This is a genomic window from Streptomyces sp. CA-243310, assembly GCF_050936775.1.
Lineage (GTDB): Bacteria > Actinomycetota > Actinomycetes > Streptomycetales > Streptomycetaceae > Streptomyces.
On record NZ_JBNJMF010000001.1, the window covers coordinates 449,585 to 474,227 of the forward strand.

Here is a 24,643-nt window from a genome sequence, read left to right on the forward strand (position 1 = left end):
GCTCAGGCGTCTTCCGTCCGCGTGGGCACCACGGCGACCGGGCCGTGCGCGTGGTGGAGCACGGCGTGCGCGACGGAGCCGATCATGAGCGGGCCCACGCTCCGCGTGGGGTGGTGGCGGCCGACCACGACGAGCGCGGCCGAGCGGGAGGCGTTGACGAGCCGGCCCGCCGCCTCGCCGGGCACGGCGGCCTGTTCGACGGGCACGTGCGGGTGGCGGACCCGGAACGGGGCCAGTCGCTGCGTCTGGGAGCGGAGCATCTCCCGCTCGGCCGGTACTCCGTCGCCGCCGTCCGCCAGCCCTTCCGGCGGGATCACCGCGAAGGGGCTGTCGACGCCCATCATCGTCGAGGGCGGGACGGCGTACGCGGAGACCACCTGGACGGCGGTCCCCCGCACGGCGGCCTCCTCGAAGGCGAAGGCCAGCACGTCGTCGGGGGTCTCCGCCGCGTGTAGCCCGACCACCACCCGCCCGGCGGACTCCTCCCCGGGGGCCTCCACGACGCGTCCGGCGTGCGGGATCACGACCACCGGGCAGGTGGTGGTGGAGGCGACGGCGCGGCTGTTCGAGCCGAGCAGCAGGGCGGCGAAGCCGCCGCGTCCCCGGGATCCCATCACGAGCATCCGGGGGTCGGCCTCGGCGCCGATGACCCGCAGTGCCTCGGGCACGGACCCCTCCAGGGCCTCGTAGCGGACCTCGGCGGGCAGTTCGGGGGCGCGCGCGAGGAGGTCCCGTACGTGCTCGCTCACCGGGTCGGTGTACTGCTCCGGCTCGGACGCGGAGTGCAGGGCGGAGCGCCGGCCCGCGTACAACTGGGCGCTGTCGGGCAGGACGTGCGCGACCATGAGCCCGCCGCCGTGCAGGAGTGCGGCGGTCCGGGCCCACTCCAGCGCCTTGAGACTGTGTTCCGATCCGTCCACGGCCGCGATGACGAGGGAGGTGCTCATCAACCAAGGGTGCTGGGCGTCCGGGCGGGCCGCATCTCCGCGTGTCGCGGCCCCGCGGGCGGCTTCGGACGCGCAGCGGTCGTGTCACCGCGTAGCCTTTTGCGTGTGGGTCGCACACCGCGGCCGTTTTCGCAGGTCGCAGGTCGAAACCCGGCAGCTGGCGGCAGCTGAGTCTTGGAGGATGTTGTGCGTTTGCAGGTCGTCGATCACCCGTTGGTCGCGCACAAGCTCACCACCCTGCGCGACAAGCGCACCGACTCCCCCACCTTCCGTCGGCTCGCCGACGAGCTGGTGACCCTCCTCGCGTACGAGGCCACGCGCGACGTGCGGACCGAGCAGGCCGACATCGAGACCCCGGTCGGCCCGACCACCGGCGTCAAGCTGTCGCACCCGCGTCCGCTGGTCGTGCCGATCCTGCGCGCCGGTCTCGGCATGCTGGACGGCATGGTGCGGCTGCTGCCGACCGCCGAGGTGGGCTTCCTGGGCATGGTCCGCAACGAGGAGACCCTGGAGGCCTCCACGTACGCGACGCGCATGCCGGAGGACCTCTCCGGGCGTCAGGTGTACGTGGTCGACCCGATGCTGGCCACCGGCGGCACGCTGGTCGCGGCGATCCGGGAGCTCATCAAGCGCGGCGCCGACGACGTGACCGCCGTGGTGTTGTTGGCCGCGCCCGAGGGCGTCGAGATCATGGAGCGCGAGCTTGCGGGCACGCCGGTGACGGTGGTGACGGCCGCCGTGGACGAGCGGCTCAACGAGAACGGTTACATCGTGCCGGGCCTGGGCGACGCGGGCGACCGCATGTACGGCTCCGCCGAATAGGAGACTGCCGGCTCCGCCGAATAAGCGACTGCCGGCTCGGCCGGACAGGAGACTGCCGGCTTCGCCGGACAACGGTCGGCCGGTTCGGCCGGCCGACCGTTCAGCACGTTTTGGCGGGCGCGGGCAGAGGGTGGGTCAGTACGGCCAGCGCCTTGTCCGCGTCCGCCTTCGTGTTCAGCTCCTTGAAGGTGTTGCCGAGGATCAGGTCGATGTCCGTGCCCTCGCGGGTGTCGTTCTGCAGGGTGACGCCGGTCAGCTGGGTGCCGAGTACGGAGTACGCCGCCTTGTCGGTGGTGGGGGCCCCCAGCAGTATTCCGATGCCGGGGACCTTCTTGTCGAAGGCGGCGGGCGCGTTGCCGACCTGGCCGATGGTGAAGCCGCGTTTCTTCAGCTCGTCGCCGACCAGTTTGGCGAGGCCCGCGCGCGGGGTCGCGTTGTAGACGTTGACCGTGATCTCTGCGGGCTTGGGGAGGGTGACCGCTGCGGCCGGGGTCGCGGGGCGCGCGGAGACGGCCGAGGCCGGTCCGGCCTTGCTCGGGGAGCCGGTCGGACAGTCCTTGCCCGCCGCGACCGTCTTCTTGCCGCCGTTGCCTCGGAACACGTCGATGAGCTGCAAAGCCCCGTAGCCGAGCAGGGCCAGTGCGAGGACGGATCCGAGCAGGGCGAACACGATCCGGCGGCGTCGCCGGGGTCGGCTCATGCGGGGGTAGGCAGCTCCCGTTACGCGGTACTTTCCGCCCATGCCGGGGGGTGTGAGCATGCTCATGGGCGCAGCGTAATGCCGTACCGGAACGATGCCTACTAAATGATCTGTTGATCGGGTAAGGCAGACCCGAAAGGCGCAATCAGTCCATCTCGAGGACGCGTGCATGCAGCACTTGGCGCTGCTGGAGCGCCGCGCGCACGGCGCGGTGCAACCCGTCCTCCAGGTACAGGTCGCCCTGCCACTTCACGACGTGCGCGAAGAGGTCGCCGTAGAACGTGGAGTCCTCGGCGAGCAGCGTTTCGAGGTCGAGCTGCCCCTTGGTGGTCACGAGCTGGTCGAGCCGGACCGGGCGCGGGGCTACGTCCGCCCACTGCCGGGTGGTTTCCCTGCCGTGGTCGGGGTACGGCCGGCCGCTTCCGATGCGCTTGAAGATCACACGGAAAGCCTACCGGGCCGGTGCCTGCGGGCGCAGCCTCGCTGCGTGGGTGCAAAGGTGACAGGCAGGGCTATTTCGGGAGTGAAGCATGAGCGAGAGCACCGACCCCGCGTCTCCGGCCGACCGGATCGCGGCCGGGTACGCCTTCACCGGACCCGCGCTGGACCTGGGTGCCCTGCTGTGGGACGGGCGGTGTCTGCCGGACCGCCAGATCCGCGTTCCGCTGTCGATGCTGAACCGGCACGGGCTGGTCGCGGGGGCCACCGGCACCGGGAAGACGAAGACCCTCCAGCTGATCGCCGAACAGTTGTCGGCGAACGGCGTGCCGGTGTTCCTCGCCGACATCAAGGGCGACGTCTCGGGCATCTCGGCGCCCGGCGTGGACAACGAGAAGGTCCGCGAGCGCGCAGCGGACGTGGCTCAGGACTGGTCGGCCGCGGCCTGCCCGGCCGAGTTCTACTCCCTGGGCGGCATCGGTACCGGCATCCCCGTGCGGGCCACGGTGACCGCTTTCGGTCCGGTGCTCCTGTCGAAGGTGCTTCAACTCAATCAGACCCAGGAACAGTCATTGGGGCTGATCTTCCACTACGCCGATTCCAAGGGCCTGGAACTGATCGACCTGAAGGACCTGCGGGCGGTGGTGGCCTTCCTCGTGTCCGACAAGGGAAAGGCCGAGCTCAAGGGCATCGGAGGACTTTCCACGGTCACCGCCGGGGTGATTCTCCGCGCCCTCACCGCATTCGAACAGCAGGGTGCGTCGGAGTTCTTCGGAGAACCCGAATTCGATACCTCGGAATTCCTTCGGACGGCCGCCGACGGGCGCGGTCTGGTCTCGGTGCTGGAACTCCCGGCGGTCCAGGACAAACCGCAGCTGTTCTCCACCTTCCTGATGTGGCTGCTCGCCGATCTCTACACCGACCTGCCGGAAGTCGGCGATCTCGATCGGCCGAAACTCGTCTTCTTCTTCGACGAGGCGCACCTGGTCTTCAACGGCGCCTCCAAGGCCTTCCTGGAGTCCATCACCCAGACGGTGCGGCTCATCCGCTCGAAGGGCATCGGGGTCTTCTTCGTGACCCAGACGCCGAAGGACGTGCCGGCCGACGTGTTGGCGCAGCTCGGCAACCGGGTGCAGCACGCGTTGCGCGCCTTCACCCCGGACGACGCCAAGGCGCTCAAGGCGACGGTGAAGACCTTCCCGAACTCCCCCTACGACCTTGAGGAACTCCTCACCGGTCTGGGCACCGGCGAGGCGGTGATCACCGTGCTCAGCGAGAACGGCGCCCCCACTCCCGTCGCCGCGACCCGGCTGCGTGCCCCGCGGTCGCTGATGGGGCCCGTGGACGCGGCGACCCTGGACGGGGCCGTGAAGGCCTCGCTGCTCTACTCCCGTTACGCGGAGCCGATCGACCGCGAGTCGGCGTACGAGAAGATCAGCGCGGAGCAGGCGGAGGCGGAGGCCGAGGCGGAGGCCGCCGCAGCCGAGGCGGAGGCGGAGAAGCAGGCCAAGCAGGCGGAGAAGGCGGCCCGCAGCGCCCCCAAGCCCGATCCCTCGCTGGCCCAACAGGTCGTGGGCAGCGGCATGTTCCGTTCGCTGGCCCGCTCGATCGGCACCCAGTTGGGCCGCGAGATCTCCCGGTCCCTCTTCGGCACGGCCCGCCGGCGCAAGTAGCCGACGGCCCGGTCGGGGAGTCGAGGCGTATTCCAGCGAACCGGTTGCGGGACGCTTGGCGGGCGCTGACAGACTCGGGGCATGCGGACCGAACTCACCGACACCACGTCCAGCAAGATCGACCGGGCTCTGCTCGATGCCCGGCGAGCCGTCGGCAGTCCCGCGATGGGGCTGGTGCTGACGCTCGTCGTGGTCACCGACGAGGAGAACGCCTACGACGCGGTACGCGCGGCCTCCGAGGCCTCGCGCGAGCACCCGTGCCGCATCATCGCGGTGATCAAGCGGAGCACGCGCGGCCCGCGCAAGCTTCCGCAGAGCCGTCTCGATGCCGAGCTGAGGGTCGGTACGGACGCCGGTTCGGGGGAGATCGTGCTGCTGCGGCTGCACGGGGAACTCACCGACCAGGCCGGCTCGGTCGTCCTGCCGCTGCTGGTGCCGGACGCCCCGGTGGTGGCCTGGTGGCCGGCCGACGCGCCCGCCGACCCGGCCCGGGACCCGTTGGGCGCGCTGGCCCAGCGCAGGATCACCGACGCGCAGGCGGCGGTGGACCCGGTCGCCGTCCTGGAGGAGCGCGCGCGTTTCTACGCCCCCGGGGACACGGACCTGGCCTGGACGCGGCTGACCCCGTGGCGCTCGCTGTTGGCCGCCGCCCTGGACCAGAAGCCGCTGCCGGTGACGGGCGCGGCGGTGGAGAGCGAGGCGGACAACGCGAGCGCCGAGCTGCTGGCGCGCTGGCTGGAGGGCCGGCTGCGGGTGCCGGTGCGCCGGGTGGTCACGGACGGGCCGGTCATCACCCGCGTCGTGCTGGAGACCGGTGAGGGTGAGATTCGGGTGGACCGGCCCGCGGGCGTGCTGGCCGGCCTGATCCTGCCGGGGTGGCCGGACCGCAAGGTGGCGCTCAAGGTCCGCAGCCTCTCCGAACTGATCGCGGAGGAGCTGCGGCGGCTCGACGCCGACGAGGTCTACGCCTCGGCGCTGCGCGGGCGACCGGCCCAGGCCTCGCTCTCGGCGTAGTGGTTGTCGTACACCGGCTGGCTGTCGATGATGTCCTGCACGGTGGCCTCGCCGGCGCGGACCCGGCCGAGCAGCCGGTAGTAGTCGAAGCGCGCCATGCCGGGGGTGAAGCCGACGAACACCTCGGCGGTCCGGCCGGCGGCCGGGGCGAAGGCGTGCTTCACGCCGGCCGGGACGCTGATGAAGTCGCCCTTGCCGAGGGTGTGGATCTCGTCGCCGACGAGGACGTCGAGCAGGCCGTCGGTGACGTGGAAGAACTCGGTGGCCTTGGTGTGGAAGTGCACCGGGGCGCCGGCCGCGCCGACCTCGAAACTCGCGGTGTTGCAGGTGAGTTCGGGGGTGTCGGTGAGGAGCGTGATGACGCTGCCCGGGCCGTCGGTGATGGTCTCGGCAGCGGCGGCGCGGGTGAGGTTCTCAGTCATGATCATGATCATAAACTGGGGGTCCGACAACGGCCCGGGCCGCTCGTCCGGGCCGTTGTCGGAGCCCCCTCGCCGCGTCCTCGCCCGTCGCACCGCCGTCGCCCCGCCTTCGGCCCCACGTCGTGCCTTTCGTGGCCCGCCCGTCGTCAGCCCGCCGGCGGGGTCTTCGGCTTCGCCGTCTTCGCGGCCTTCGCGGCGGCCTTGTGCTCCTGTTTGTAGGCCCGCACCTTGGCCAGTGACTCCGGGCCGGTGATGTCCGCCGCGGAGCGGTGGATGTTCGCCGGACCGTATCCGCCGGCCGCCTCCCGCCAGCCCTTGGGGCGGACGCCGAACCGCTTGCCGAGCAGGGCCAGGAAGATCTGGGCCTTCTGCTCCCCGAAGCCGGGCAGCTCCTTGAGGCGCGCGAGCAGTTCGTCGCCGGTCGTCGCGTCCCGCCAGACGGCCTCGGCGTCCCCGTCGTAGTGCTCCACCAGGTAGGCGCAGAGCTGTTGGATCCGCTTCGCCATGGATCCCGGGTAGCGGTGCACGGCCGGTTTCTCGCTGAGCAGGGCCGCGAACGCCTCCGGGTCGTACGCGGCGATCAGGTGTGCGTCGAGGTCGTCCGCGTCGAGGCGGCGCGCGATCGTGTGGGGGCCCGAGAAGGCCCATTCCATCGGGACCTGCTGGTCGAGCAGCATGCCGACCAGCGCGGCGAGCGGGCTCCGGCCGAGCAGGGCGTCCGCCTCCGGCTGCTGGGCCAGCCGGATGGTGATCTCCTTGTCCATGGCTCCAGACTCCCCCGTGCGCGCCTTCCGCGCGCGGGCGGCACACCGGCGGCCTAGCGTGTGAACCGAGACGGGTCACGTCGTACACGACAGTCGTACCGACACAGGAGTCGATCGATCATGACTGAGTTCCCGGAAGGCGCTCCCTGCTGGGTGGACGCGATGTTCACCGACGTGGAGGGTGCGAAGAGTTTCTACGCCGACGTGCTGGGCTGGACCTTCGGTGACGCGAGCAGCGAGTACGGCCACTACACGCAGGCCTACAAGGACGGGAAGGCCGTGGCGGCCGTCGTCCCGCCGATGCCGGGGGCCGACGCTCCCTCGCAGTGGTGTCTGTACCTCGCCTCGTCGAACGCGGCGGCGACGGCGGAGAAGATCAAGGACGCGGGCGGCGAGCTGCTGATGGAGCCGATGCAGGTCGGCGCCTTCGGGACGATGGCCATCGCGAAGGAGCCGAGCGGAGCGGTGTTCGGCATCTGGCAGCCGGGCGAGCACAAGGGTTTCGAGCGCATGGGCGAGGCGGGCTCGTACGCCTGGGCGGAGGTCTTCAGCCGGGACGTCGCGAAGGCCGACGGGTTCCTCCCGAAGGTCTTCCCGTACGGCGAGCAGCAGATGGACGCGGGTGACGACCCGGAGATGGCCGGCATGGACTTCAAGGTCTTCAGCCTGGGCGGCAAGGAGAACCCGGTGCTGGGCCGGATGAACATGGGGACCGACTTCCCGCCGGAGATCCCGTCGTACATCCAGGTCTACTTCGGTGTCGACGACTGCGACGAGGCGGTCGCCAAGACGAAGAAGCACGGCGGGAAGTTGCACTTCGGGCCGATGGACAGCCCGTTCGGCCGGTTCGCGGCGGTGGCGGACCCGCAGGGTGCGGCGTTCGCGGTGATCGACATGTCGAAGACGACGGGCGAGATGCCGAAGTTCGAGTAGTGGAGGCGCGCGGCGGGGCTCCGGGGCCCCGCCGCAGCGACGGGGTGGCTACGGAAGGGCGGAGGTCACACCGTCCACGATCATCATCCACATCGGTTGGGCGCCCGTGCCGAAGGCGGCGGCCAGGGCGTAGCCGACGGAGGCGTCCAGGGGCCGGAGGTCCACGCCCTCCTGCCACTCGGCGATGACGAGCGCGTCGCCGTCGGCGGTGAAGTCCCCGAGGTGGGTGCCGTCGCGGGTGAGGCGACTGCCGGGGACGGAGTCCGGGAGGAGTACGTAGCGCGCGCCCTCGTGCTCGACCTCGACCCGGTACGAACTCCTGGTCAGGCGGCCCTGCGCCGGGAGCAGCGGGCTGGTCCGGCCGTCGATGGTCAGGGTGAGGTGTTCCGGGTCGCGGGTGCCTATGCGGATCTGTGGGTCCGGCTCGGAGCCGGGGGCGCGGGCCAGGGAGACCGGGGGGATTCCGGGACCGTCGACCGCGACGCGTTCCTGGCCTTCGAGGCGGACGGTGATCGCGCCGAAACGCGTGTCCTCAAGGGTCGTCGGGGGTGCGTCGTCCACGGGTGTTCCTTCGCTTCGATCGGAACTCAGGTCCCGGAACGGGACGTTCGGGACGTAAGCGATCTTACGGCGAGGGTGCCCGACCGGATCAGGCCGCGCGGGCTCCGCCGTCCTTGCAGTCCTTGCAGTGGCCGCCCCGGGTGGGGCTGCGGAAGGCCCGGTCGCATGTCTCGCAGCTTGTGAAGGGGTCGGGCGCCACGAAGGGCGCGCGGTGGGGGAGGGCGGCCAGGGGTGGCGGGAGTTGCACGGTGAGGCGGTGTGCGACCAGGCCGGCGGGGTTGCGGGGGTGCTCGGGGAGGTTCGCGCACAGGGCGGCGGTGATCGCCTGGTGGGTCGCGCCGCGTTCCAGCCAGGCTTCCACGGCGCCCGCCAGGCGCTGGACGTCCCGTTCGCCGAGGAGCAGTCGGGGGTCGGCGCGGCGCAGTTCCGGGAGGAGTTCGACGGCGAGTTGGCGGCGGGCCGGGTTGTCCGGGTGGACGGGGGCGGGCAGCGCCACCGCCGGTGCCGGTGCGGGTGCCGGGGCCGGGGGCTCGACCGGGGCCTCGGACGGGGCCTCGACCGGGGTCGTGGGCGCGGTCTCGGGCTCCTCGGACGCGGGGTCGGGCTCCGGGGCGGGCACGGGCTCCGGGTCGTGCTTGAGGGCCGGCTCCGGCGGGGTTACGGGCCGGGGCGGCGGCGGGGTCCGCGGGGCTGCGGGTGCGAGTTCGGCCGCGCTGGGGTGGTTGTGCGACACCGTACGGGTGACGAGCTGCCCGTTCGGGAGGCGTTCCCTGGAGCGCCCCAGGAAACCGCGCTCCTCCAGCTCGCGCAGGGCCGAGGCGATGCACACCTCACCGAGCGGCAGCTCGCCGGCCAGGTCCTTGATGCCGATCGGGCTGCCCGCGGGCAGCGACTGGATGTACGCGCCGAGTCCCCGGGCGTTCATCGACAGCTCCGGGTGCTGGACGAGGTCGTTGCTGAGGATCGTGAAGCGACGGGTGAGGCGCACGTTGCGGTGCTGAACGCCGTACGCCGCGCGCGCGAGGGCGCTAGGGTGCTGGAAAGCCATCGGGAAGTGTGTTCCTTCTCGTGGTCAGGCCCTCGATCGGGATTGCCGTCCCGGCCGGGGGCCGTCCTGTGTCTGGAGTTGTCGGGGCCGAGCATATGACAGGCAACGGGCATTCCCGCCGGCCAAGTTGGGGCCATTCACTCGTGTGAGTGAGGGCGCCTCGGCGGGAGGCTGGTGGGGTAGGGCAGGTTCTTTCTCCCGGTACTGCGAAGCAGGAAAAGAAGCATCGCGGGCCACCGGGTCCCGGCGGACCGCGACCCGGTCCGACCAGGATCGAATGCCTTCTTCAGCACTTCAGTTCGGCCCATACCACCTTCCTCGGAGCGGGCCCGGGAGTGCTCCCCCAGCGGTCCGAGAGCGCCTCGACGATCGCCAGTCCACGGCGCGGCTCGCCGACCGGCACGTCGCCCCGGGGATCGACCACCTCGATCCGCACGGCCCGGGACGCGTCGACGCTGATGTCCAGCCGAAAGTCCCGCCCCGGGACCCGACCGTGCGTGATCGCGTTCGCGCACAGTTCGACGAGCTGCGCGGCGTCCTCGAAGGGAACGCCCCAGGAACGGAGTTGCTCGACGGTGAGCAGCCGGGCGAGGCGGGCCGCGCGGGGCGTGGCGGAGAGCTGGAGGGAGAAGCTGAGTTGAGGATTCATGTCACGCAGCGTGGCCGCTCGTGCGTAGCCTGAGAAGGCTTAACGGCCTTGCGTACAAGGTCTGTACGAGGCCTGTCCAAGCCTGTCGCGACTGGTCGAGGCAAGCGCGCGGGTACGCAGAGCGCCGAAGGCATCGGCTCGTCGGAGGTGGATGCGCGTGAGCGTGGACAGTGACGGTACGGAAGAGAACAGCTGGTCCGTGGGGCCCGGCGACGAACAGGGCGTAGCCGTGGTGGCGGCCCTCGGCCGTCAGATGCGGGCTCGACGCGAGGCTTTGGGCATGAAGGTGTCCGAGCTGTCGGCACGGATCAGGTATGGCGAGGGGCTGATCTACAAGGTTGAGGGTGGGACGCGCATCCCCAAGCCCGAGTACTTGGACAGGGTGGACGAAGCGCTCGGTGCCGGCGGACTGATCAAGGCGATGAAGACGGACCTGGCGCAGGTTCGGTACCCGAAGAAGATCCGCGACTTGGCAGAGATGGAAGCCCGCGCAGTCGAGATCTGCGCGTACCGCACGCACAACATCCATGGTCTCTTGCAGACTTCCACTCACGCCCGGGCACTGTTCGAGATGCACCTGCCTGCCTACACGACCGATGAGGTCGAGCGAGGTCTTGCCTGGCGGATGTCACGACGGTCGGTCTTTGCCCGCAACCCGGCGCCTGCGATCAGCCTCGTTCAGGAAGAGGTCACGCTCCTTCGGCGCATCGGAGGCACAATGGTGTGGCGTGCTCAGCTCGAACGGATCCTCGAACTCATCGACTTGAAGCACGTGGTGTTCCAGGTGATGCGGACAGACTGTGAAGTCCATGCCGGCATCGCCGGCGGTCTTGAGGTACTGAAGTTCGCGGACGGCAGGGCCGTGGGGCGCACGGAAGATGCGTTCAACGGTCGCCATGTATCGGAGCCCAAGCAGCTCCAGACCCTCGAACTGCGCTATGGAATGATCCGATCCCAGGCTCTGACGCCGAAGGACTCTCGGGTCTTCATCGAGCACTTGCTGGGAGAAACATGATCCACGACCCTGATCCGGACTGGTTCAAGAGCAGCTACAGCGACAGCAGCGACATCACCGAGTGCGTCGAGGTTGCCGCGACCCCGGGCACGGTCCACGTCCGGGACTCCAAGAGCGCTTCCGGTCCGCAGCTCGGATTCACACCACTGGCCTGGGCGGGCTTCGTCTCGTACGCCGCGAAGAGGTAGGTCATGGCCGAGCCGGACTGGTTCAAGAGCAGTTACAGCGACGGCAGCGAGGGCGACTCCTGCGTCGAGGTCGCCGCGACCCCCGGCACGGTCCACGTCCGGGACTCCAAGGACGTCTCCGGACCCCGGATCGCGCTCACGCCGCAGGCCTGGGCAGGCTTCGTCACGTACGCCTCCCAGGCCTGAAACGGCTCGCGCGGGTCAGCGCCTGCGGGTCCGCGCGCGGCGCAGGAGGATGCCGACCGCCGCACCGACGAGGGCGATGACCACCACGCCCGCCGTGGTCCACCAGACGGTGTCGTCGGACTTCTTCGCCACCGGGGCGGTGGACGGGTCCGGGACCTGTGGGGTCGAGGCGGTGGGGGCGGACGGGGTCGCGGAGGCGACGGGGCTCGGCACGGCCGTGGGGGCGGTCGACGGCGCGGTCGACGGGGCGGGGTCGGTCACCGGAACCGCGATCTCGCTCTCTCCGTGGCCCAGGTCGGGGAAGCCCACGTCCACCGTGACCTTCCACGCGCCCGGCGGCAGTACCTCGGTCGTGGACCAGCCGCTGGGCGTGCCCGCGTCGCGGACCAGTCGCCAGGGGCCCATGGTGCGGGAGCCGTCGGGGTTGCTCGCGTTCACCGTGGCGGCCACGGCCTCTTCGACGGGATCCCCGTCGTTCTCCCAGGTGATCTCTGTGGTGACGTGCCCCTCGCGCTGTCCGGTGATCACCACCTTGACGGTGTCACCGTGCGCGTGCGCGTCGGTGGATACGGCCAGGCCCTGTGCGAGCAACAGGAACAGGAACAGGAACGCGTGTCTGGTGCGCATCATCGCGGTACTCCGAAGTGCGGTGGGTCGAGATGAGGGAGCCGGCGGACGGCCCCGCGTGGGGAGGGGCCGTCCGCCGGGGGTTCACGAGGACGGTCAGGCGGCCTTCTGGACCGTCCACGCCTGCGCCGCGCGGCCGTCCGCGCGCTGGAGGTCGAGCAGCCAGTTCCCGTAGTACGGGCGGTTGCTGACCGTCAGGGCGAAACCGCCGCCCGGGTCCGTCACGGTCACGGCGTTGCCGCGGGCGGTGACCCGCCACTTCTGCGCGCCGGAGTTCGTGCAGGGCTGCTGCGCGACCCACATGCCGGCCGCCGCCGTGCTGCCCGGCTGGAGGCACTTGCCGGAGACGGCGGAGCGGATGCGGACGAGACCGCTGCCCGCGTCGTCGAAGTACCACTGCTGCTGGGCGTAGCCGTTGGCGCGGCCACCGACGAGGACCGTTCCGTCGGCGGTCCGGCCGCCCCACAGTTCGGCGTTCATGCCGGTGCTGCCGTTGCCGAGCAGGTAGCGGGTGTTCGGCTTGGTGGCGCCGCCGCCCGTGCTCTTCGTACGGAACGTCGTGGTCTTGCCGGCGCCGCTGTCACGGCCGGCGGAGTCCCGCACCGACACGGCGATCTTGTACTCGCTGCCCGGCTTCAGGTTGTAGATCCGCAGGGTCTGCGACTGGGTCCAGGTCAGGTGCTTGCCGTTCAGCTGCACCTGGTACCAGGCGGCACCTTCCACCTTCGGCCAGCTCACCACGACGGAGTCGGACTGGATCTGTCCGGCCGTGACCGTCGGTCCGCCCGTGGGCTTCTTGGTCGGCGTGGGCTTCGGCGTGGGCTTCGGGGTGGGCGTCGGCTTGGGGTTCGGGTTGGGGTCGGTCCCGCCCCCGCCGCCGGCCGTGCGCATCAGGAACTGGTTGTCCGCGATGTTCCAGTGCGTGGCGAGGTAGCTGCCCGCCTTGGGACTGGTGTGGAAGTAGTCGTCGTGGTTGCAGTCCAGGATGTTCTCGGCAGCCTGGTTGGTGCAGACGTTGCGCATCTTGGGGTAGTACGGGGTGTCCGAGTAGCACATGACGTCCCACTCGTCCGTGCAGTGCGCGCCGCGGCTGGTGTTGGGGGCGCTGTTGTTGACCGCGCCCAGGTTGTGGCCCAGCTCGTGCGCGGCGGTGTGGCCGCCCCAGCAGCCGGAGTCGGTACGGCCGTAGGAGGGGCCGAAGTTGCTCAGGTTGTCCTGGCCGTGGCGCTCGTCGCCGTTGAAGGTGCCGATGCCGCAGTAGACCTGCGTGTCCGCGAAGATCATGTACTTGCGGTCGCGGCGGTCGAGGCCCTTGCCGGCGAGCGCCTTGTTGCTCGCGCTGAACTCGGAGAGGGCCGACGCCGGAAGCTCGATGTTGATCACGGTCGGCGTGCAGTCCGCGGCCGTCACGTAGCGGATGTGCCGGACGCCGCCGGTCTCCTTGGCGCTCGTGGAGTAGATGAGGTCCGCGTCGACGGCCCACTTGCGGAACGAGGCCACGTACTCGGAGTACCGGTCGCGGTCGGGGCCGTGCACGTAGACGACCTGGACGCGGTTGCCGGTGCTGCCGTCGCCGTCGCACTGGACGGTCTGGCCGGCGGGCCCTGCGGCGACCGCCTGGCCGGAGGCGGCCGAGGCGGCGGGGGCCGGGGCGGCCTTGGCGGTGTTCGTGGCCGCCTGCGCGTCGGCGGCGGGCGCGTCCTGGGCGCGCTTGCCGCCCTCTGCGGGGGCCGGGTCGTCGGACGCGGGGCGGGCCGGGTCGGCCGCGGGCGCCTTCGCCTTGACGACGGGCGGGATGTCCTTCTTGATGTCGACGCCCTTGGGCGGTGCGTCGGGGCCGTGGGTGCAGTGCCCGGCGTCGGTGCGGTAGACGCCGACGCAGCGGTCGCCCTTCGGCGCGGCCTTAAGGCCGTCGTAGATCATGCCGCGGGCGTTCTCGTTGGCGGGCGCGTCCTTGATGACGGCCGGCTCGGCGTCCCGGGCGGGTGCGGCGGCGGGCGCGGGTATCTCCGCGGCGAGCGCCTCGGCCTGTGCGGGCTGGGACGCCTGGGCGTTGTCACCCAGTCCGGAGTAGGCGACGCCTCCCGCGATCACCGCCGCGGTGGCCATGGCGGCGGTGACGAGTATGAACCGGCGTGGCTTGCGCCGGTGTTCACGCCTTCTACGTCTGGTCATGCGCACCTCAAATCGTGATGGGGGGTGGGTGCGCGGAAGCCTGCCAGAAGGGCGGTACGGAGAATTCGGACAAACGGGAATTGGCCCCAAGAAATCAGACCGTTACCTTCTGGTTTGATTTGATGAACTGTCAACTCCTTTACAGCCAGGGCAAGTTACGCGTGTAGCGGCGCAAAGGTCCAGGCCATATCGAGGAGGTCGTTATCAAATCGAGATAAGAAGTGGAAGCTTATTGACGACAATTCAGTCAGGGATTCACCTATCGCTCACCTGCTGAATTCTTGCGGTCACGAAACGTGAGGAAGCGGCCGGAACGGGCTCCGGCCCCCCTCGGAGCCGCGTCGCCGCCCGCGCCGGACCCCGCGTCGGAGTCCTTGTCAGAGCCCCAGGGACGGCGGCGTCAGCGCACCGAACCACACGTGCGTGACCGCGCTCACGTAACGCGCCCCGCAACGATCCGAGGGCACCACCAGCTGACTGCCCGCCGCGTCGAGGTCCTCCCCGTCGAGGCGGGTCGCCAACAGGACGGGCGTGGCCCCGAAGTCGCGGTCCAACTCCGCCCAGGACAGGACGCTGTGGTGACCGTCCCCGCCGCTCACCGCGATCAGGAAGCGCGAACGGTCCTTGCGCCGCCGGGCGTCGAAGGCCGGGCCGGCCTGCGCGACGACGTCCCGCAGCAGCGCGCCTTCGAACACGTGGTGCTGGGGGCCGTTCGTCGCACAGTCGAAGGTGACGGCTGCCTTGTGCTGTTCCCACTCCCGGAGGTCCGCGACGCTCAGGGTCGCCGGGTGATCGAGGTCCCCGTGCAGCATGAGTTCGGCCATGCGTACGTCATGCCCGGGAGGGCTCATTCCGGAACCTCATCTGCAAGGTTGATGGCAAGATACGGGCCGCAGGCGTGTCAAGATTCGTCGGTTCCGCCTGGCAGATTCCGTGCGTCGCGTCCGCGTGCGTGCTCCGCGATCCTCCGCCACACCACGTCCCGCGTCACCGGCAGCTCCGTGAACCGCACACCCGTCGCGTCCCGCAGGGCGTTCGCGAACGCCGGCGCCACCGGGTTGAAGGGGCTCTCGCTCATCGACTTGGCGCCCAGCGGCCCGATCGCGTCCGAGGTCTCCATGAAGTGGACCTCCGTACGCGGCACGTCCGCGTACTGCGGCAGCCGGTAGCGACGGAACGCCGCCGTGGTCACCTCCCCGCGCTCGTCCACCCGTACGGTCTCGAACAGCGTCGCGCCCAGCGCCTGCGCCACACCGCCCTCCACCTGGCCGCGGCACTGCATCGGGTTCATCACCTTGCCCGCGTCGGCCGCGTGCACGCTGCGCAGGATCCTCATCTCTCCCGTGTCCGGGTCGACGGCGAGACGGAACCACTGCGCGTTGAAGGCGACCGAGCGCGGCGAACCGCCCCAGTGCCCGTCCGCCGCGATCTCGTCGAGCTTCCCCTTGTCGTACGCGGCCTCGTACAGCTCCTTGAGCGTGAGCACCCGGCCCGCGCAGTCGAAGGCCTCGGCCCGCAGCTCGCACAGATGACGCGCCACACCCGTGTGACGGGCCGCGAAGGTCCGGAGCCGCTCCGCGAGGGAGTTCGCCGCCAGCATCACCGCCTTGCCCGCCACCACCGTGCCCGCCGAACCGAACGCGCCGGTGTCGTGGCGGACCACGTCCGTGTCCGACTGGCGGACCGCGATCCGGTCGACCGTCGTGTTCAGCGCCCCGGCGGTGATCTGCTTGTGGACGGTGGTGGTGCCGTTGCCGAACTCCGCCGTGCCGACCGCGATGTCGTACGTCCCGTCGCGCAACAGGGCGACCCGCGCGTCCGCGTAGTGCCCGCCCGGCGGGCCGGTCGCGATCATCGCGACCGCCGTGCCCTGACCGGTGAGCCAGCCCTCCGGGACGTCCTCGTGACTGCGGTCCTCGGCGATGGCCCTGCGGACGACGTCCATGCACTGCTTCATCCCGTACGAGGCGATGAACAGGTCCTCCTCGTGACCGATCGGGGTCACCAGGTGGTCGCCGGCGCCGATCACGTTCTTCTCGCGCAGCACGAGCGGGTCCATGCCCAGCTTGACGGCCAGCTCGTCCATCACCGATTCCAGGGCGAACAGGACCTGGCCCAGGCCGTAGCCGCGGAAGGCGCCGGCCGGGACGCCGTTGGTGTAGACGGAGTACGCCTCCACCTCCTTGTTCGGCGCCTTGTAGACGGCGAAGGACTCGCCGACGCTGTGGAACATGACGGCCGGACCGTGATTGCCGTAGGCGCCGGTGTTGGACACGACACGGATGCGCAGCGCGGTGAGGGTGCCGTCGGCCTTGGCGCCGATCTTGATGGTGATCTTGAAGGGGTGGCGGGTGGTGGCACCGTAGAACTGCTCGGCCCGGGTGAATTCGAGTTTCACCGGCCGCCGCAGCTTCAGGGCGGCCAGGACCACGATGTCCTCGGTCAGCATCTCCTGCTTGCCGCCGAACCCGCCGCCCACGCGGCCCGCGACCACGCGCACCTCGTCCTCGTTCAGGTCGTACAGGGCGCACAGCGCCCGCCGGGTCAGGAACGGCGCCTGCGTGGAGGAGCGGACGGTGATGCGCTCGCCGTCGCCCTCCTCCTTGGGCTCGAAGTACGCGACGCTGCCGTGCGTCTCCAGGCTGGCGTGCTGCACGCGCTGGGTCTGGAACGTCTCCTCGTGGATCACGTCCGCCTCCGCGTACCCCTGCGCCATGTCCCCCAGCGTGTTGTGGACCTCGCCGCACACGTTGTTCTCGGCGCGGAAGATGCCCGACTCGGGCCCCTTGGGATGCAGGACGGGGGCGCCCGGGAGCATGGCCTCCTCCGGATCGACGACGTACGGCAGTTCCTCGTACGCGACGACCACCCGGCGGCAGCCCTCCTCGGCCGCCTGCTCGCTGTCGGCGACCACGGCCGCCACCCGCTGGCCGACGAAGCGCACCACGTCGTCGAGGACGCGGGTGTCCATCGGGTCCTCGGTGGGATGCTCGTGCCGGGCCGAGGAGTAGAGCCGCTCGGGGGCGTCGTGGTGGGTGAGGACCGCGTGTACCCCGGGCACCTGGAGGGCGTCGCTGGTGTCGATGGAGACGATCCGGGCGTGCGGGTGCGGGGAACGCAGCAGCTTCATGTGGAGCAGCCCCGGCACCTCCACGTCGAAGGTGTAGCGGGCCGTGCCGGTGACGACGAGCGGACCGGCCGGCGCGCCCAGCGACTTGCCCACCGCCTGTCCCGCCTCCGGGTCCTCGACGTGCTTCACCCCGTGCACGGCGTCCTCGATGGCGCGGTAACCGGTACAGCGGCAGATGTTGCCCTTGAAGGCGCGCGGCAGATCGTCCAACTTGCCGTCGTCGTGCGCGGTGCCCCGCTCGGCCTGGAGCGCGGCCGTGGTCATCAGGAAGCCGGCCGTGCAGAAGCCGCACTGGAAGCCCTGCGCGTCGAGGAACTGCTGCTGTGCCGGGTGCAGTTCGCCGCCGGGCTTGGCGAGACCCTCGACGGTGGTCACCGAGCGGCCCTGGGCGCGTACGGCCGGATACAGGCAGCTGTGCACCGGCCGCCCGTCGACGTGCACGGTGCAGGCACCGCAGTCGCCCTGGTCGCAGCCCTTCTTCACGCCGAACCAACCGCGCTCGCGCAGGTACGTGCGCAGGCACTGGCCGGCCCGGGGCTCCTCGGTGAACTCCCGCTCGTTGACCTCGATCCGGTGGCTGTCGGGCGCGTCGGTGCTCATCGGGATCCCTCCTGGTGGTCGGGGGCCGGTCGGGGGGCGGGGGCTGCGGCAACGGGGGCCAGCTCGCGGCGGATCTCCTCGGCGAGGCGGAGGGCCATGTGGCGGCGCCAGTCGGGCAGGCCGTGGATGTCGTCGAACCACTCCTCGGCGCGGACGCCGGAGTCGATCGCCTCCCGCAGCTCGCCCGCGGTCGGCGGCAGGGCGAACCAGAACCGGAACGGCCGGGTGGTCGCGGCGGAGACCGTCACCGTCAGCGAACCGTCCCGCGGATCGGCCGCCCCGATCACCAGCGCGCCGGAACGCCCGAGTCCGTACAGCGACGCCTGCCGGAAAGCCGTACGGCAAGCCAGCGCCCGGCCCGGGACCCGTACGGAACGCAGCAGCTCACCGTCACGGAGGTCCTTGACGCCCGCACCGAGGATGAAGTCGACGACGGACAGCCGGCGGGTCGCGCCGTCCTGCCCCTGGAGCAGCACCTCGCCGTCGAGGGCGGCGGTGAGGGAGATCATCGGGCCGGCGGGGAGACCGTTGCAGAGGTTGCCCCCGACGGTGGCCATGTTCCAGATCTTGAAGCTGGCGAGGAAGGCCCGGCAGCACTGCTCGATCAGCGGGGCGGCGGTCGTCGGCAGCGAGCGGCCGAAGCGCGACAGCTCGGTGATGGTGCAGGTCGCCGCGATGTCCAGCGAACCGTCCGGCTGCCACGACAACGGGGGCCAGCCCATCCGGGAGAGGTCGATCAGCCGGCGCAGGTGCGGCTGCGGCTCGGAGAAGAGGTACGTGCCGCCGCCGAGCCAGGCGTCACCCGGCCGCCAGGGCTCCCGGCGGCGTGCGTCGCGCACGTCGAGCACCGTATTGAGATCCACTTCGCGCCACCGGCCTCTCCCAGGGGGGTTTTCAGTCAGTGAAGCAACGCGGGAGGGGCCGGGGCGACTGGTCCCGGCCACGGAAAGCAACGACCCGGAGGCAGTGTGCCCTGGAGGATCAACCAAGAGGCCGGCCGGGCTCTTGCCCTTGCATTTACGATGGGCATTCTCGTATTCGCCTGGCGAATGTGGGTTGCCGCCCACCGCAAGGAGTCCCTGCCATGCACGTCCTCGACCTGCTCCAGTCCGACAATCTCGGCCTCACCCTGCTCTGGGGCGAGGAGGCCCTTCTCGGCCAGGAGGTCAGCGGGGTCACCGCCACCGACCTGGAGGACCCCGGCCGTTTCCTCGGCCCCGGCGAACTCGTCCTGAGCGGACTCGTGTGGTGGGCGGACGGCGACCTCGCGAAGGCGGACCGTTTCGTCTCCGCCCTCGCCCACGCCGGGGCCACCGCCCTCCTCGCGGGCGAGGAGACCCACGGCGGCGTCCCCGACGAACTGGTCGCCGCCTGCCGCGCCCACCGCGTCCCCCTCGTCGCCGTCCCCGCCAAGACCAGCTTCCGCGCCGTGACCGAGGCCGTGTACCTGCGCCAATGGGGAGACCTCAGTCGCCGCCCCACCCGACTCTTCGCCCTCCCCGAGAACGTCCGCAGCGAACTCAGCCACCTCCTCGAAGGCGGCGCCGGACCCGCCGAACTCCTCGACCGCGCCTGCGCCCACCTGGGCCGCGTCGCCTGCTACCTGCTGACCGCGAGTGGCCGCACCGTCGCCCGTACGCCCTCCGCCCCCGCCCTCCCCGCCCGGCGCACGACCGCCGCCCGCGGCGGCGTCCCGTCGCGGACCGGCGTCTTCCTGCGCATCGAGACCGACAGCTCCCCCTACGACGCCTGGCAGCTCCACGTGCCCGACGCCGACGCCGCGCCGCCCCGCGTCCTCCACGAGATCGCCGAGGTCATCGCCCAGTACCGCGACGGCCAGGCCCGCCGCGTCGCCGCCGCCCGCGCCACCGCCGAGGAACTGATCCGAGTCCTGTCCACGGACCCCGACCCGACCACCCTCGACGAGGCGCTGACCGCCGCCGGGCTCCCGCTCGGAGGCCCGTACCGCGTCCTGACCGCCACCTCGGGCGACGCCCTCGCCGAGGCCCTGCGCCACCTCGACACCGTCCCGTCCGCGGTCGGCGACCACACCGCCGTCCTGTACGAGGACCCCTCCGCCGGACTCGACGTCCCCGCCCTGCTCCGCTCGGTGTGGCCGCTCGTCCGCGCCTGCGCCGAACCGGACGTGGACCTGCGCCTCGGCGCGGGCACCCGAGCCTCCACCGCCGAGGCGCTGCGCGCGTCCCTGAACCAGGCCCGCTTCGCCCTCACCGCGGCCGACGACGACGTCCCCGTACGCGGAGTCGAGCAACTGGACACCCTCACCGAACTGCTCGCCGGGGTACCGCCCGAGGTCCGCACCGTCTTCGCGGCACGGACCCTGGGATCACTGGGCGACGGCATGCTCCGGGAGACGCTGGAGGTGTTCCTCGCGAACAACTGCTCCTGGGCGCGCACCGCCGAGGCCCTGCACCTGCACGTCAACACCGTCCACTACCGCATCGAGCGGGTCGAGACCCTGACCGGCCGCGACCTCTCGCGCCTCGACCACAAGCTCGACCTGTACGCGGCGCTGCGCTGCGGGTGACCGGGCCGGGGCCCCGGCCGGTGCGCGGCCCTCGAACGGCCCGCGGGGCCTCAGGCCAGGTCGATGTACACCTCGGTGGACTTCACCCGCGCCGTGACGCACACCCCCACCGCGATCCCCAACTGCTCCACCGACTCCCGCGTGACGACCGAGACGACCCGGTGCGGACCCGACTGGATCTCCACCTGGGCCGCCACGTCGTCGACCCGCACCGCGGTGACGATCCCCGCGAAGGAGTTCCGCACCGAGGTCGCCACGGCCCCCGAGACCGGCGCCGGGCTCGCCGCCCGCTCCTTCGCGAAGGCGGCGAGCGCCACCCCGTCCACGGTGCGCGTCCCGTCGGGCGCGCGGTGGGCGGGCAGCCTTCCGGCGTCCACCCAGCGGCGGACGGTCTCGGGGCTGACGCCCAGCAGGTTCGCGGCCTGACCCATGGAGTACGACGGCACGCCCGCAGCCTAGTCGGGCGGGGTCTCGCCGGGGGTTCCGGACGGGCTTCCGGACGGGGCTTCCCGGCCGGGGGCTTCCCGGCCGGGTGGACGACAGGGCCTCAGCGTGCGGCGCCCGCGCGGGCCGCCGCGTCGGTCTTGTACGGGGCGAAGCCGGCGTTGTCCTTGCAGCCGAGCTCCTCCCAGGTGCTGACCTTGGTCGTCGGGTCGGTGTAGGTCAGGCGGTACTTGCAGGCGCCCTTGATGTAGCGGCCCTTGACCCCGCCCGGGAAGTCGATCTCCTTGTTCCAGAGGTACGGCGAGTTGTAGTTGTTCAGGTGCGCGGTGGCGTTCACGTCGATGCCGCCGGGCGCGTAGATCTCGTAGACCCAGCCCGTCTTCTCGGCGCCGTAGGTCGCGAACTTCTGCGCCACCCACTTCTCGCACGTGGTGCTCAGGTGCGCGCTGTTCTGCCCGCCACCCTTGACGATGTACTCGGCCAGCGGCGTCAACCGGTCGCCGCGCGGCGTGAATCCGGTCTCGAAGATCTCCTCGACGGTCTCCCGCGTGTCACCGCGCCACAGGGTGTTGGTGTCGCTGCGCCACTGCCAGCGCTCGTTCGCCGCGGCGGCCGCGACGGGGCGGGCGATCCTCGGGTCGGTCGTCGTACGCCACCAGTCCCAGGCGCGGTACTCGACGATCGGCCCACAGGGCGAGGTCAGGTCGTCGACGAGCGCCCCGGGCGCGGCGTGCGTGGCGGGCGCGAGCGGCGCCGCGTGCGCGGCGACGGCCGGGGACGCGGCTGCGGCGGAGACGAGGGAGACGGCGGCGAGGACCCGGAGAGCGGCCTTCAACATGGTGGGAAGCCCATCAGTCGATCAACATGACGGGCCCTGTTATAGGCGCGAAGATCCACCCATCCCGGGCACGGTCCGGCCGATCCACCCACACGGGCGGAACAGTCGTACTGGGGAAAGGATCCGCCTCACGCCGACGCCGACGCCGAGGCCGGAGGCCCGCAGGGCTCCGGATCGTCGCGGTACTCGGTACGGGGCGTCAGGCCGTCCGGCCGTCAGGCCGTCGCAGCCCCCGGAGCCCGTCCCCGGAACCCCCACCACCAGCCACTTTCCCGACCGCCCGCCCGGTCGCCCACCCGCCCGGGCGACCCTTCGGGCCCCTGCGGGGATCACGCCCCCGGAGTACCGTTGAACCACGAAGCCGGCGCCCGACCGGCGACGGCACCGCCCTGCGGTGCGCCCGACGGGCGTGTACGGCCTCTCCCTCGAGACGGGCGAACCACATGGCCGACTCCGAGACCCACCACCACCACTACGAGCTGCTTCTCCCGGACGAGATCCACCACACGGCGAAGCCCGGCACGGCGCTGCTCCGACTGGAGACCACTCACACCCGTGAAGGCGTGCTGGACGGCGCGTGGTGGCCCCGTTCGAACGACCCCGTGGCCGAGCTGCCCGAACTGATCTCGGTGCTGACCGGCCACCTCGGCCCGATCACCCGCATCGGCCTGGACGCCTCGACCTGGCAGGACATCCCGACCCGCCTGGTCGTCGACGGCCACGTCGTGCACCTCGTCTCCGACCCGGTCGGAGACGACACCGTCCTCATCACCCGCGGCGAGAACGACCACTTCGCGCTCCTGGTCGTCCCCCCGAGCACCCGCCCCGCCGCCGCCCGCACCGCGATGGCCCGGGCGGTCCGCGCCGACAACACCACCCGCGCGACCCAGATCCTCATGGCCGTCACCATCGAGGCCCCCACCATCGAGGCCCCCGCCCCCGAGTCCCCCGCCCCCGGCGAGGACGACAAGCCGATCCCCGGACTGCAGCGCTGACCTTGTACGCGCGGCGTGGCCTACACCGGCATGACGCCCTGAACGCGGGACAGCGTGAAGACCCGTTCGGCGTTCCGCAGGTGGCACCACGCTTCGAGGTAGGGCGGATCGAGTGCGAGGTTGCTGAGCGTGCGGACGGTGCGGCTGCCCGAGGCGGCGACGTATCGCCGGCCAGGGAGCACACGAGAGGACCGAAATTCGGCCCGTACGGGGGGGCCGTACGGGGATCAAGGATTGCGCATCCCACGGGTCCGCAGGTGGCGTACAGAAGGGTTTACCCGGAGGCGAGCCACTGACGGGCTGAGAGCCGGCGATCCGGGCGTCCCGCCTGAAACGCGTCGATCGCGTACTCGTGGCCGTGCAGCTTGGCGTCCGCAAGGAGCCGGCGGGCCTGGCGGGCCTCCTCCTTCCCGACGTCGGCGACTTTGAGCCGGGAGAGGACCCAGGCCCAGCGCTGCTCGGTGGTTCTGCCGACAGGCCCCGTTCTGCTGCCTCCGCGCGGATCTCGTCCAGGAGATCCTCGGGGATGGTCACCGTCACCATTTTGGTTGCCAGACAGCCGGCCATACTCCGGGTGTTCGTCCCCTCACCACTGCTCGCGGCGACCGGGCGGGCGTCGGACCGGACGGCGAACAGATCGGCTCGGCGGTCAGGCCGCGGTGGCCGGGCGTGGGGTGCCGTGGAAGACCTGGCTGGTGTGCCAGGAGCGGTGGGCCGCCGCGACGGGGCGGGCACCCGCTTGCGGGCCGATGAGCGGCCGGCCGGCGAGCGCTATGACGTGCTCGCGGGCGGCGGGGCTGCGCCCGACGAATCGCTGCGAGACCAGGATGCGGTGGCCGTCACCGACGCCGAGGACGCCCTTGTCGAAGAGCCTGTGGTGCAGCGAGCACAGGCACAGCCCGTTGTCGACGTCGTCAGGGCATCCGAACGCCCACCAGCGCACGTGCGCGGCCTCCAGCCCGACCGGCACCGCGCCGATCCTCCCGTCGTAGCCGCAGAAGGCGCACTGATACTCGTACGCCGTCAGTACCAGCTCCCGCATTCGCCGGTCACGTTGCCTCCGCACCGTCGAGAGCTGTTCGGTCTCCGCAGGCTCCAGCTCCAGGCCGACCGCTCCGCACAGCTCGTCGTGGAGTGAGGGCGGGAAGTTCAGGTCGAGCAGTACCCGCGCCATCCGGCCGAGCAGCGACGGCTCTCGCCGTAGTGCCGCCCGCAGTTCCGGCGCCAGCTGCCCCGCGGCTCCCGACGCCCGCAATTCCCGCACTCCGCTGCCCGGGCTGCCTTGCCCGTGATCGGTGCGCACTTCCCACACCGCATCGCTCACCAGATGGTGGAACGGGTAGGCGGGGGTGGTCTTGTTGGACGGACCGTACTCGGCCAGCAGCTGCTTCAGGTCTTCCTCGACCGCGCTGTGCCGCAGCTCGGCGCGGGCATCCTGCTGGAACCGGCCCAGGGCGTAAAGGAACAACAGCGGCTTGTGCGGAGCGCGTGTCCCGCTTCTCGTCCACTGCCTCAGTTTCGCGGTGCGCTCCAGCCAGTCCATGACCGGCGATCGTAGTAGCGCCATCGAACGCCGATCCGGACATGCGCACGCTTGGGCTTGGCGTCGCCCGGCTCTGGCTCGATCCGTAAGTAAATGTCCGAAGTGAATGAGACTGGAACCGAGACCAGGGAACGCAGAAGGCCCCGGCCGGTTTCCCGGTCGGGGCCTTCAAGTGCCCGGTGAGGCACTGGCGGAGGATACGAGATTCGAACTCGTGGGGGGTTGCCCCCAACACGCTTTCCAAATGTTCGCCTTGGGGTCCAGCGTGGTCCACTCGTGTCCTGGCCTGCGGCGGAGCGTTCTGTCTGGCCCCGCCCGGACGGAGCTGGATGGGGGTGAATGAGACCAGAACTGAGACCCCTCGCTCGCGCTCATTGACTGGC

At 71.0% G+C, this 24,643-nt stretch carries 26 protein-coding genes; 9 read left to right on the forward strand and 17 right to left on the reverse strand.

The window, feature by feature from the left end; all coding sequences use genetic code 11:
• Positions 1–2 precede the first annotated feature (2 nt).
• Positions 3–947 (reverse strand): universal stress protein, encoded by a 945-nt coding sequence (locus ACQEVM_RS02125; protein WP_433074062.1) that lies wholly within the window; start codon positions 945–947, stop codon positions 3–5.
• 186 nt (positions 948–1,133) lie between these two features.
• Here ACQEVM_RS02125 and upp point away from each other — a divergent pair, with 186 nt between their 5' ends.
• Positions 1,134–1,769: a uracil phosphoribosyltransferase gene (gene upp, locus ACQEVM_RS02130; protein ID WP_053684141.1), complete on the forward strand. Its 636-nt coding sequence runs from the start codon at positions 1,134–1,136 to the stop codon at positions 1,767–1,769.
• 100 nt (positions 1,770–1,869) lie between these two features.
• Here upp and ACQEVM_RS02135 read toward each other — a convergent pair whose 3' ends face one another.
• Both ACQEVM_RS02135 and ACQEVM_RS02140 read right to left on the reverse strand, forming a co-directional pair.
• Positions 1,870–2,535 (reverse strand): LytR C-terminal domain-containing protein, encoded by a 666-nt coding sequence (locus ACQEVM_RS02135; RefSeq protein ID WP_433074065.1) that lies wholly within the window; start codon positions 2,533–2,535, stop codon positions 1,870–1,872.
• A 79-nt stretch (positions 2,536–2,614) separates the two neighbouring features.
• On the reverse strand, positions 2,615–2,911 hold the full coding sequence (locus ACQEVM_RS02140) for a type II toxin-antitoxin system VapB family antitoxin (RefSeq protein ID WP_008740979.1): 297 nt from the start codon (positions 2,909–2,911) through the stop codon (positions 2,615–2,617).
• Between the two features lie 88 nt (positions 2,912–2,999).
• Here ACQEVM_RS02140 and ACQEVM_RS02145 point away from each other — a divergent pair, with 88 nt between their 5' ends.
• The gene (locus ACQEVM_RS02145; RefSeq protein WP_433074068.1) at positions 3,000–4,580 is read left to right on the forward strand and encodes a helicase HerA-like domain-containing protein; all 1,581 of its coding nucleotides are present in this window, start codon (positions 3,000–3,002) and stop codon (positions 4,578–4,580) included.
• Positions 4,581–4,661: 81 nt separating this feature from the next.
• Positions 4,662–5,594, forward strand: coding sequence for a glucose-6-phosphate dehydrogenase assembly protein OpcA (opcA, locus tag ACQEVM_RS02150; protein ID WP_433074071.1), 933 nt, complete (start codon positions 4,662–4,664; stop codon positions 5,592–5,594).
• Here the strand turns inward: opcA and ACQEVM_RS02155 are convergent.
• Together ACQEVM_RS02155 and ACQEVM_RS02160 are read right to left on the reverse strand one after the other, a co-directional pair.
• Positions 5,543–6,016, reverse strand: a complete 474-nt coding sequence (locus ACQEVM_RS02155) for a cupin domain-containing protein (protein ID WP_107089377.1) — start codon at positions 6,014–6,016, stop codon at positions 5,543–5,545. The genes opcA and ACQEVM_RS02155 overlap by 52 nt on opposite strands.
• A gap of 146 nt (positions 6,017–6,162) precedes the next feature.
• Positions 6,163–6,780, reverse strand: coding sequence for an HhH-GPD-type base excision DNA repair protein (locus tag ACQEVM_RS02160; RefSeq protein WP_433074076.1), 618 nt, complete (start codon positions 6,778–6,780; stop codon positions 6,163–6,165).
• A 120-nt stretch (positions 6,781–6,900) separates the two neighbouring features.
• Here ACQEVM_RS02160 and ACQEVM_RS02165 point away from each other — a divergent pair, with 120 nt between their 5' ends.
• On the forward strand, positions 6,901–7,713 hold the full coding sequence (locus tag ACQEVM_RS02165) for a VOC family protein (RefSeq protein ID WP_433074079.1): 813 nt from the start codon (positions 6,901–6,903) through the stop codon (positions 7,711–7,713).
• A gap of 48 nt (positions 7,714–7,761) precedes the next feature.
• Here the strand turns inward: ACQEVM_RS02165 and ACQEVM_RS02170 are convergent, their stop codons facing one another.
• The 3 genes from ACQEVM_RS02170 to ACQEVM_RS02180 form a co-directional block, all read right to left on the reverse strand.
• The gene (locus tag ACQEVM_RS02170) at positions 7,762–8,274 is read right to left on the reverse strand and encodes a hypothetical protein (RefSeq protein ID WP_433074082.1); all 513 of its coding nucleotides are present in this window, start codon (positions 8,272–8,274) and stop codon (positions 7,762–7,764) included.
• A gap of 88 nt (positions 8,275–8,362) precedes the next feature.
• The gene (locus ACQEVM_RS02175) at positions 8,363–9,322 is read right to left on the reverse strand and encodes a helix-turn-helix domain-containing protein (RefSeq protein WP_433074085.1); all 960 of its coding nucleotides are present in this window, start codon (positions 9,320–9,322) and stop codon (positions 8,363–8,365) included.
• A 286-nt stretch (positions 9,323–9,608) separates the two neighbouring features.
• Entirely contained in the window at positions 9,609–9,971 is a 363-nt protein-coding gene (locus ACQEVM_RS02180) for an ATP-binding protein (RefSeq protein WP_433074088.1), read from the reverse strand.
• A gap of 151 nt (positions 9,972–10,122) precedes the next feature.
• Here ACQEVM_RS02180 and ACQEVM_RS02185 point away from each other — a divergent pair, with 151 nt between their 5' ends.
• Genes ACQEVM_RS02185 through ACQEVM_RS02195 form a run of 3 tightly spaced genes read left to right on the forward strand, consistent with a single transcriptional unit; the run spans position 10,123 to position 11,360 of the window.
• Positions 10,123–10,986 carry a helix-turn-helix domain-containing protein gene (locus ACQEVM_RS02185; protein ID WP_433074091.1) on the forward strand — a complete coding sequence of 288 codons (864 nt, stop codon included), beginning with the start codon at positions 10,123–10,125 and terminating at the stop codon, positions 10,984–10,986.
• Complete coding sequence (locus tag ACQEVM_RS02190) at positions 10,983–11,174, forward strand: DUF397 domain-containing protein (RefSeq protein ID WP_433074094.1); 192 nt, start codon at positions 10,983–10,985, stop codon at positions 11,172–11,174. The genes ACQEVM_RS02185 and ACQEVM_RS02190 overlap by 4 nt, the downstream gene beginning before the upstream one ends.
• A 3-nt stretch (positions 11,175–11,177) precedes the next feature.
• Positions 11,178–11,360: a DUF397 domain-containing protein gene (locus tag ACQEVM_RS02195; protein ID WP_433074096.1), complete on the forward strand. Its 183-nt coding sequence runs from the start codon at positions 11,178–11,180 to the stop codon at positions 11,358–11,360.
• Positions 11,361–11,375: 15 nt separating this feature from the next.
• On the opposite strand, the gene ACQEVM_RS02200 is transcribed toward ACQEVM_RS02195, so the two are convergent.
• The 5 genes from ACQEVM_RS02200 to ACQEVM_RS02220 form a co-directional block, all read right to left on the reverse strand.
• Positions 11,376–11,990 (reverse strand): hypothetical protein, encoded by a 615-nt coding sequence (locus tag ACQEVM_RS02200; protein WP_433074099.1) that lies wholly within the window; start codon positions 11,988–11,990, stop codon positions 11,376–11,378.
• Positions 11,991–12,083: 93 nt separating this feature from the next.
• On the reverse strand, positions 12,084–14,162 hold the full coding sequence (locus ACQEVM_RS02205) for an RICIN domain-containing protein (RefSeq protein WP_433074102.1): 2,079 nt from the start codon (positions 14,160–14,162) through the stop codon (positions 12,084–12,086).
• A 377-nt stretch (positions 14,163–14,539) separates the two neighbouring features.
• Positions 14,540–14,986 carry a molybdopterin-dependent oxidoreductase gene (locus tag ACQEVM_RS02210; RefSeq protein ID WP_433074105.1) on the reverse strand — a complete coding sequence of 149 codons (447 nt, stop codon included), beginning with the start codon at positions 14,984–14,986 and terminating at the stop codon, positions 14,540–14,542.
• Between the two features lie 77 nt (positions 14,987–15,063).
• On the reverse strand, positions 15,064–17,892 hold the full coding sequence (locus tag ACQEVM_RS02215) for a molybdopterin-dependent oxidoreductase (RefSeq protein WP_433074108.1): 2,829 nt from the start codon (positions 17,890–17,892) through the stop codon (positions 15,064–15,066).
• Positions 17,889–18,755, reverse strand: coding sequence for an FAD binding domain-containing protein (locus tag ACQEVM_RS02220; RefSeq protein ID WP_433074111.1), 867 nt, complete (start codon positions 18,753–18,755; stop codon positions 17,889–17,891). Before ACQEVM_RS02220 ends, ACQEVM_RS02215 begins: the two co-directional genes overlap by 4 nt.
• A 221-nt stretch (positions 18,756–18,976) precedes the next feature.
• Between ACQEVM_RS02220 and ACQEVM_RS02225 the strand changes: the two genes are divergently transcribed.
• The gene (locus ACQEVM_RS02225) at positions 18,977–20,440 is read left to right on the forward strand and encodes a PucR family transcriptional regulator (RefSeq protein ID WP_433074114.1); all 1,464 of its coding nucleotides are present in this window, start codon (positions 18,977–18,979) and stop codon (positions 20,438–20,440) included.
• Positions 20,441–20,490: 50 nt separating this feature from the next.
• Here the strand turns inward: ACQEVM_RS02225 and ACQEVM_RS02230 are convergent, their stop codons facing one another.
• Together ACQEVM_RS02230 and ACQEVM_RS02235 are read right to left on the reverse strand one after the other, a co-directional pair.
• The gene (locus tag ACQEVM_RS02230; RefSeq protein ID WP_433074117.1) at positions 20,491–20,886 is read right to left on the reverse strand and encodes a TOBE domain-containing protein; all 396 of its coding nucleotides are present in this window, start codon (positions 20,884–20,886) and stop codon (positions 20,491–20,493) included.
• Positions 20,887–20,987: 101 nt separating this feature from the next.
• Positions 20,988–21,722: a scabin-related ADP-ribosyltransferase gene (locus ACQEVM_RS02235; protein ID WP_433074120.1), complete on the reverse strand. Its 735-nt coding sequence runs from the start codon at positions 21,720–21,722 to the stop codon at positions 20,988–20,990.
• Positions 21,723–22,165: 443 nt separating this feature from the next.
• Here ACQEVM_RS02235 and ACQEVM_RS02240 point away from each other — a divergent pair, with 443 nt between their 5' ends.
• Entirely contained in the window at positions 22,166–22,717 is a 552-nt protein-coding gene (locus tag ACQEVM_RS02240; RefSeq protein WP_433074123.1) for a DUF5994 family protein, read from the forward strand.
• A gap of 20 nt (positions 22,718–22,737) precedes the next feature.
• On the opposite strand, the gene ACQEVM_RS02245 is transcribed toward ACQEVM_RS02240, so the two are convergent.
• Complete coding sequence (locus tag ACQEVM_RS02245) at positions 22,738–22,899, reverse strand: hypothetical protein (protein ID WP_433074126.1); 162 nt, start codon at positions 22,897–22,899, stop codon at positions 22,738–22,740.
• Positions 22,900–23,366: 467 nt separating this feature from the next.
• Positions 23,367–24,260: a phosphorothioated DNA-binding restriction endonuclease gene (locus tag ACQEVM_RS02250; protein WP_433074129.1), complete on the reverse strand. Its 894-nt coding sequence runs from the start codon at positions 24,258–24,260 to the stop codon at positions 23,367–23,369.
• Positions 24,261–24,643: the final 383 nt, after the last annotated feature.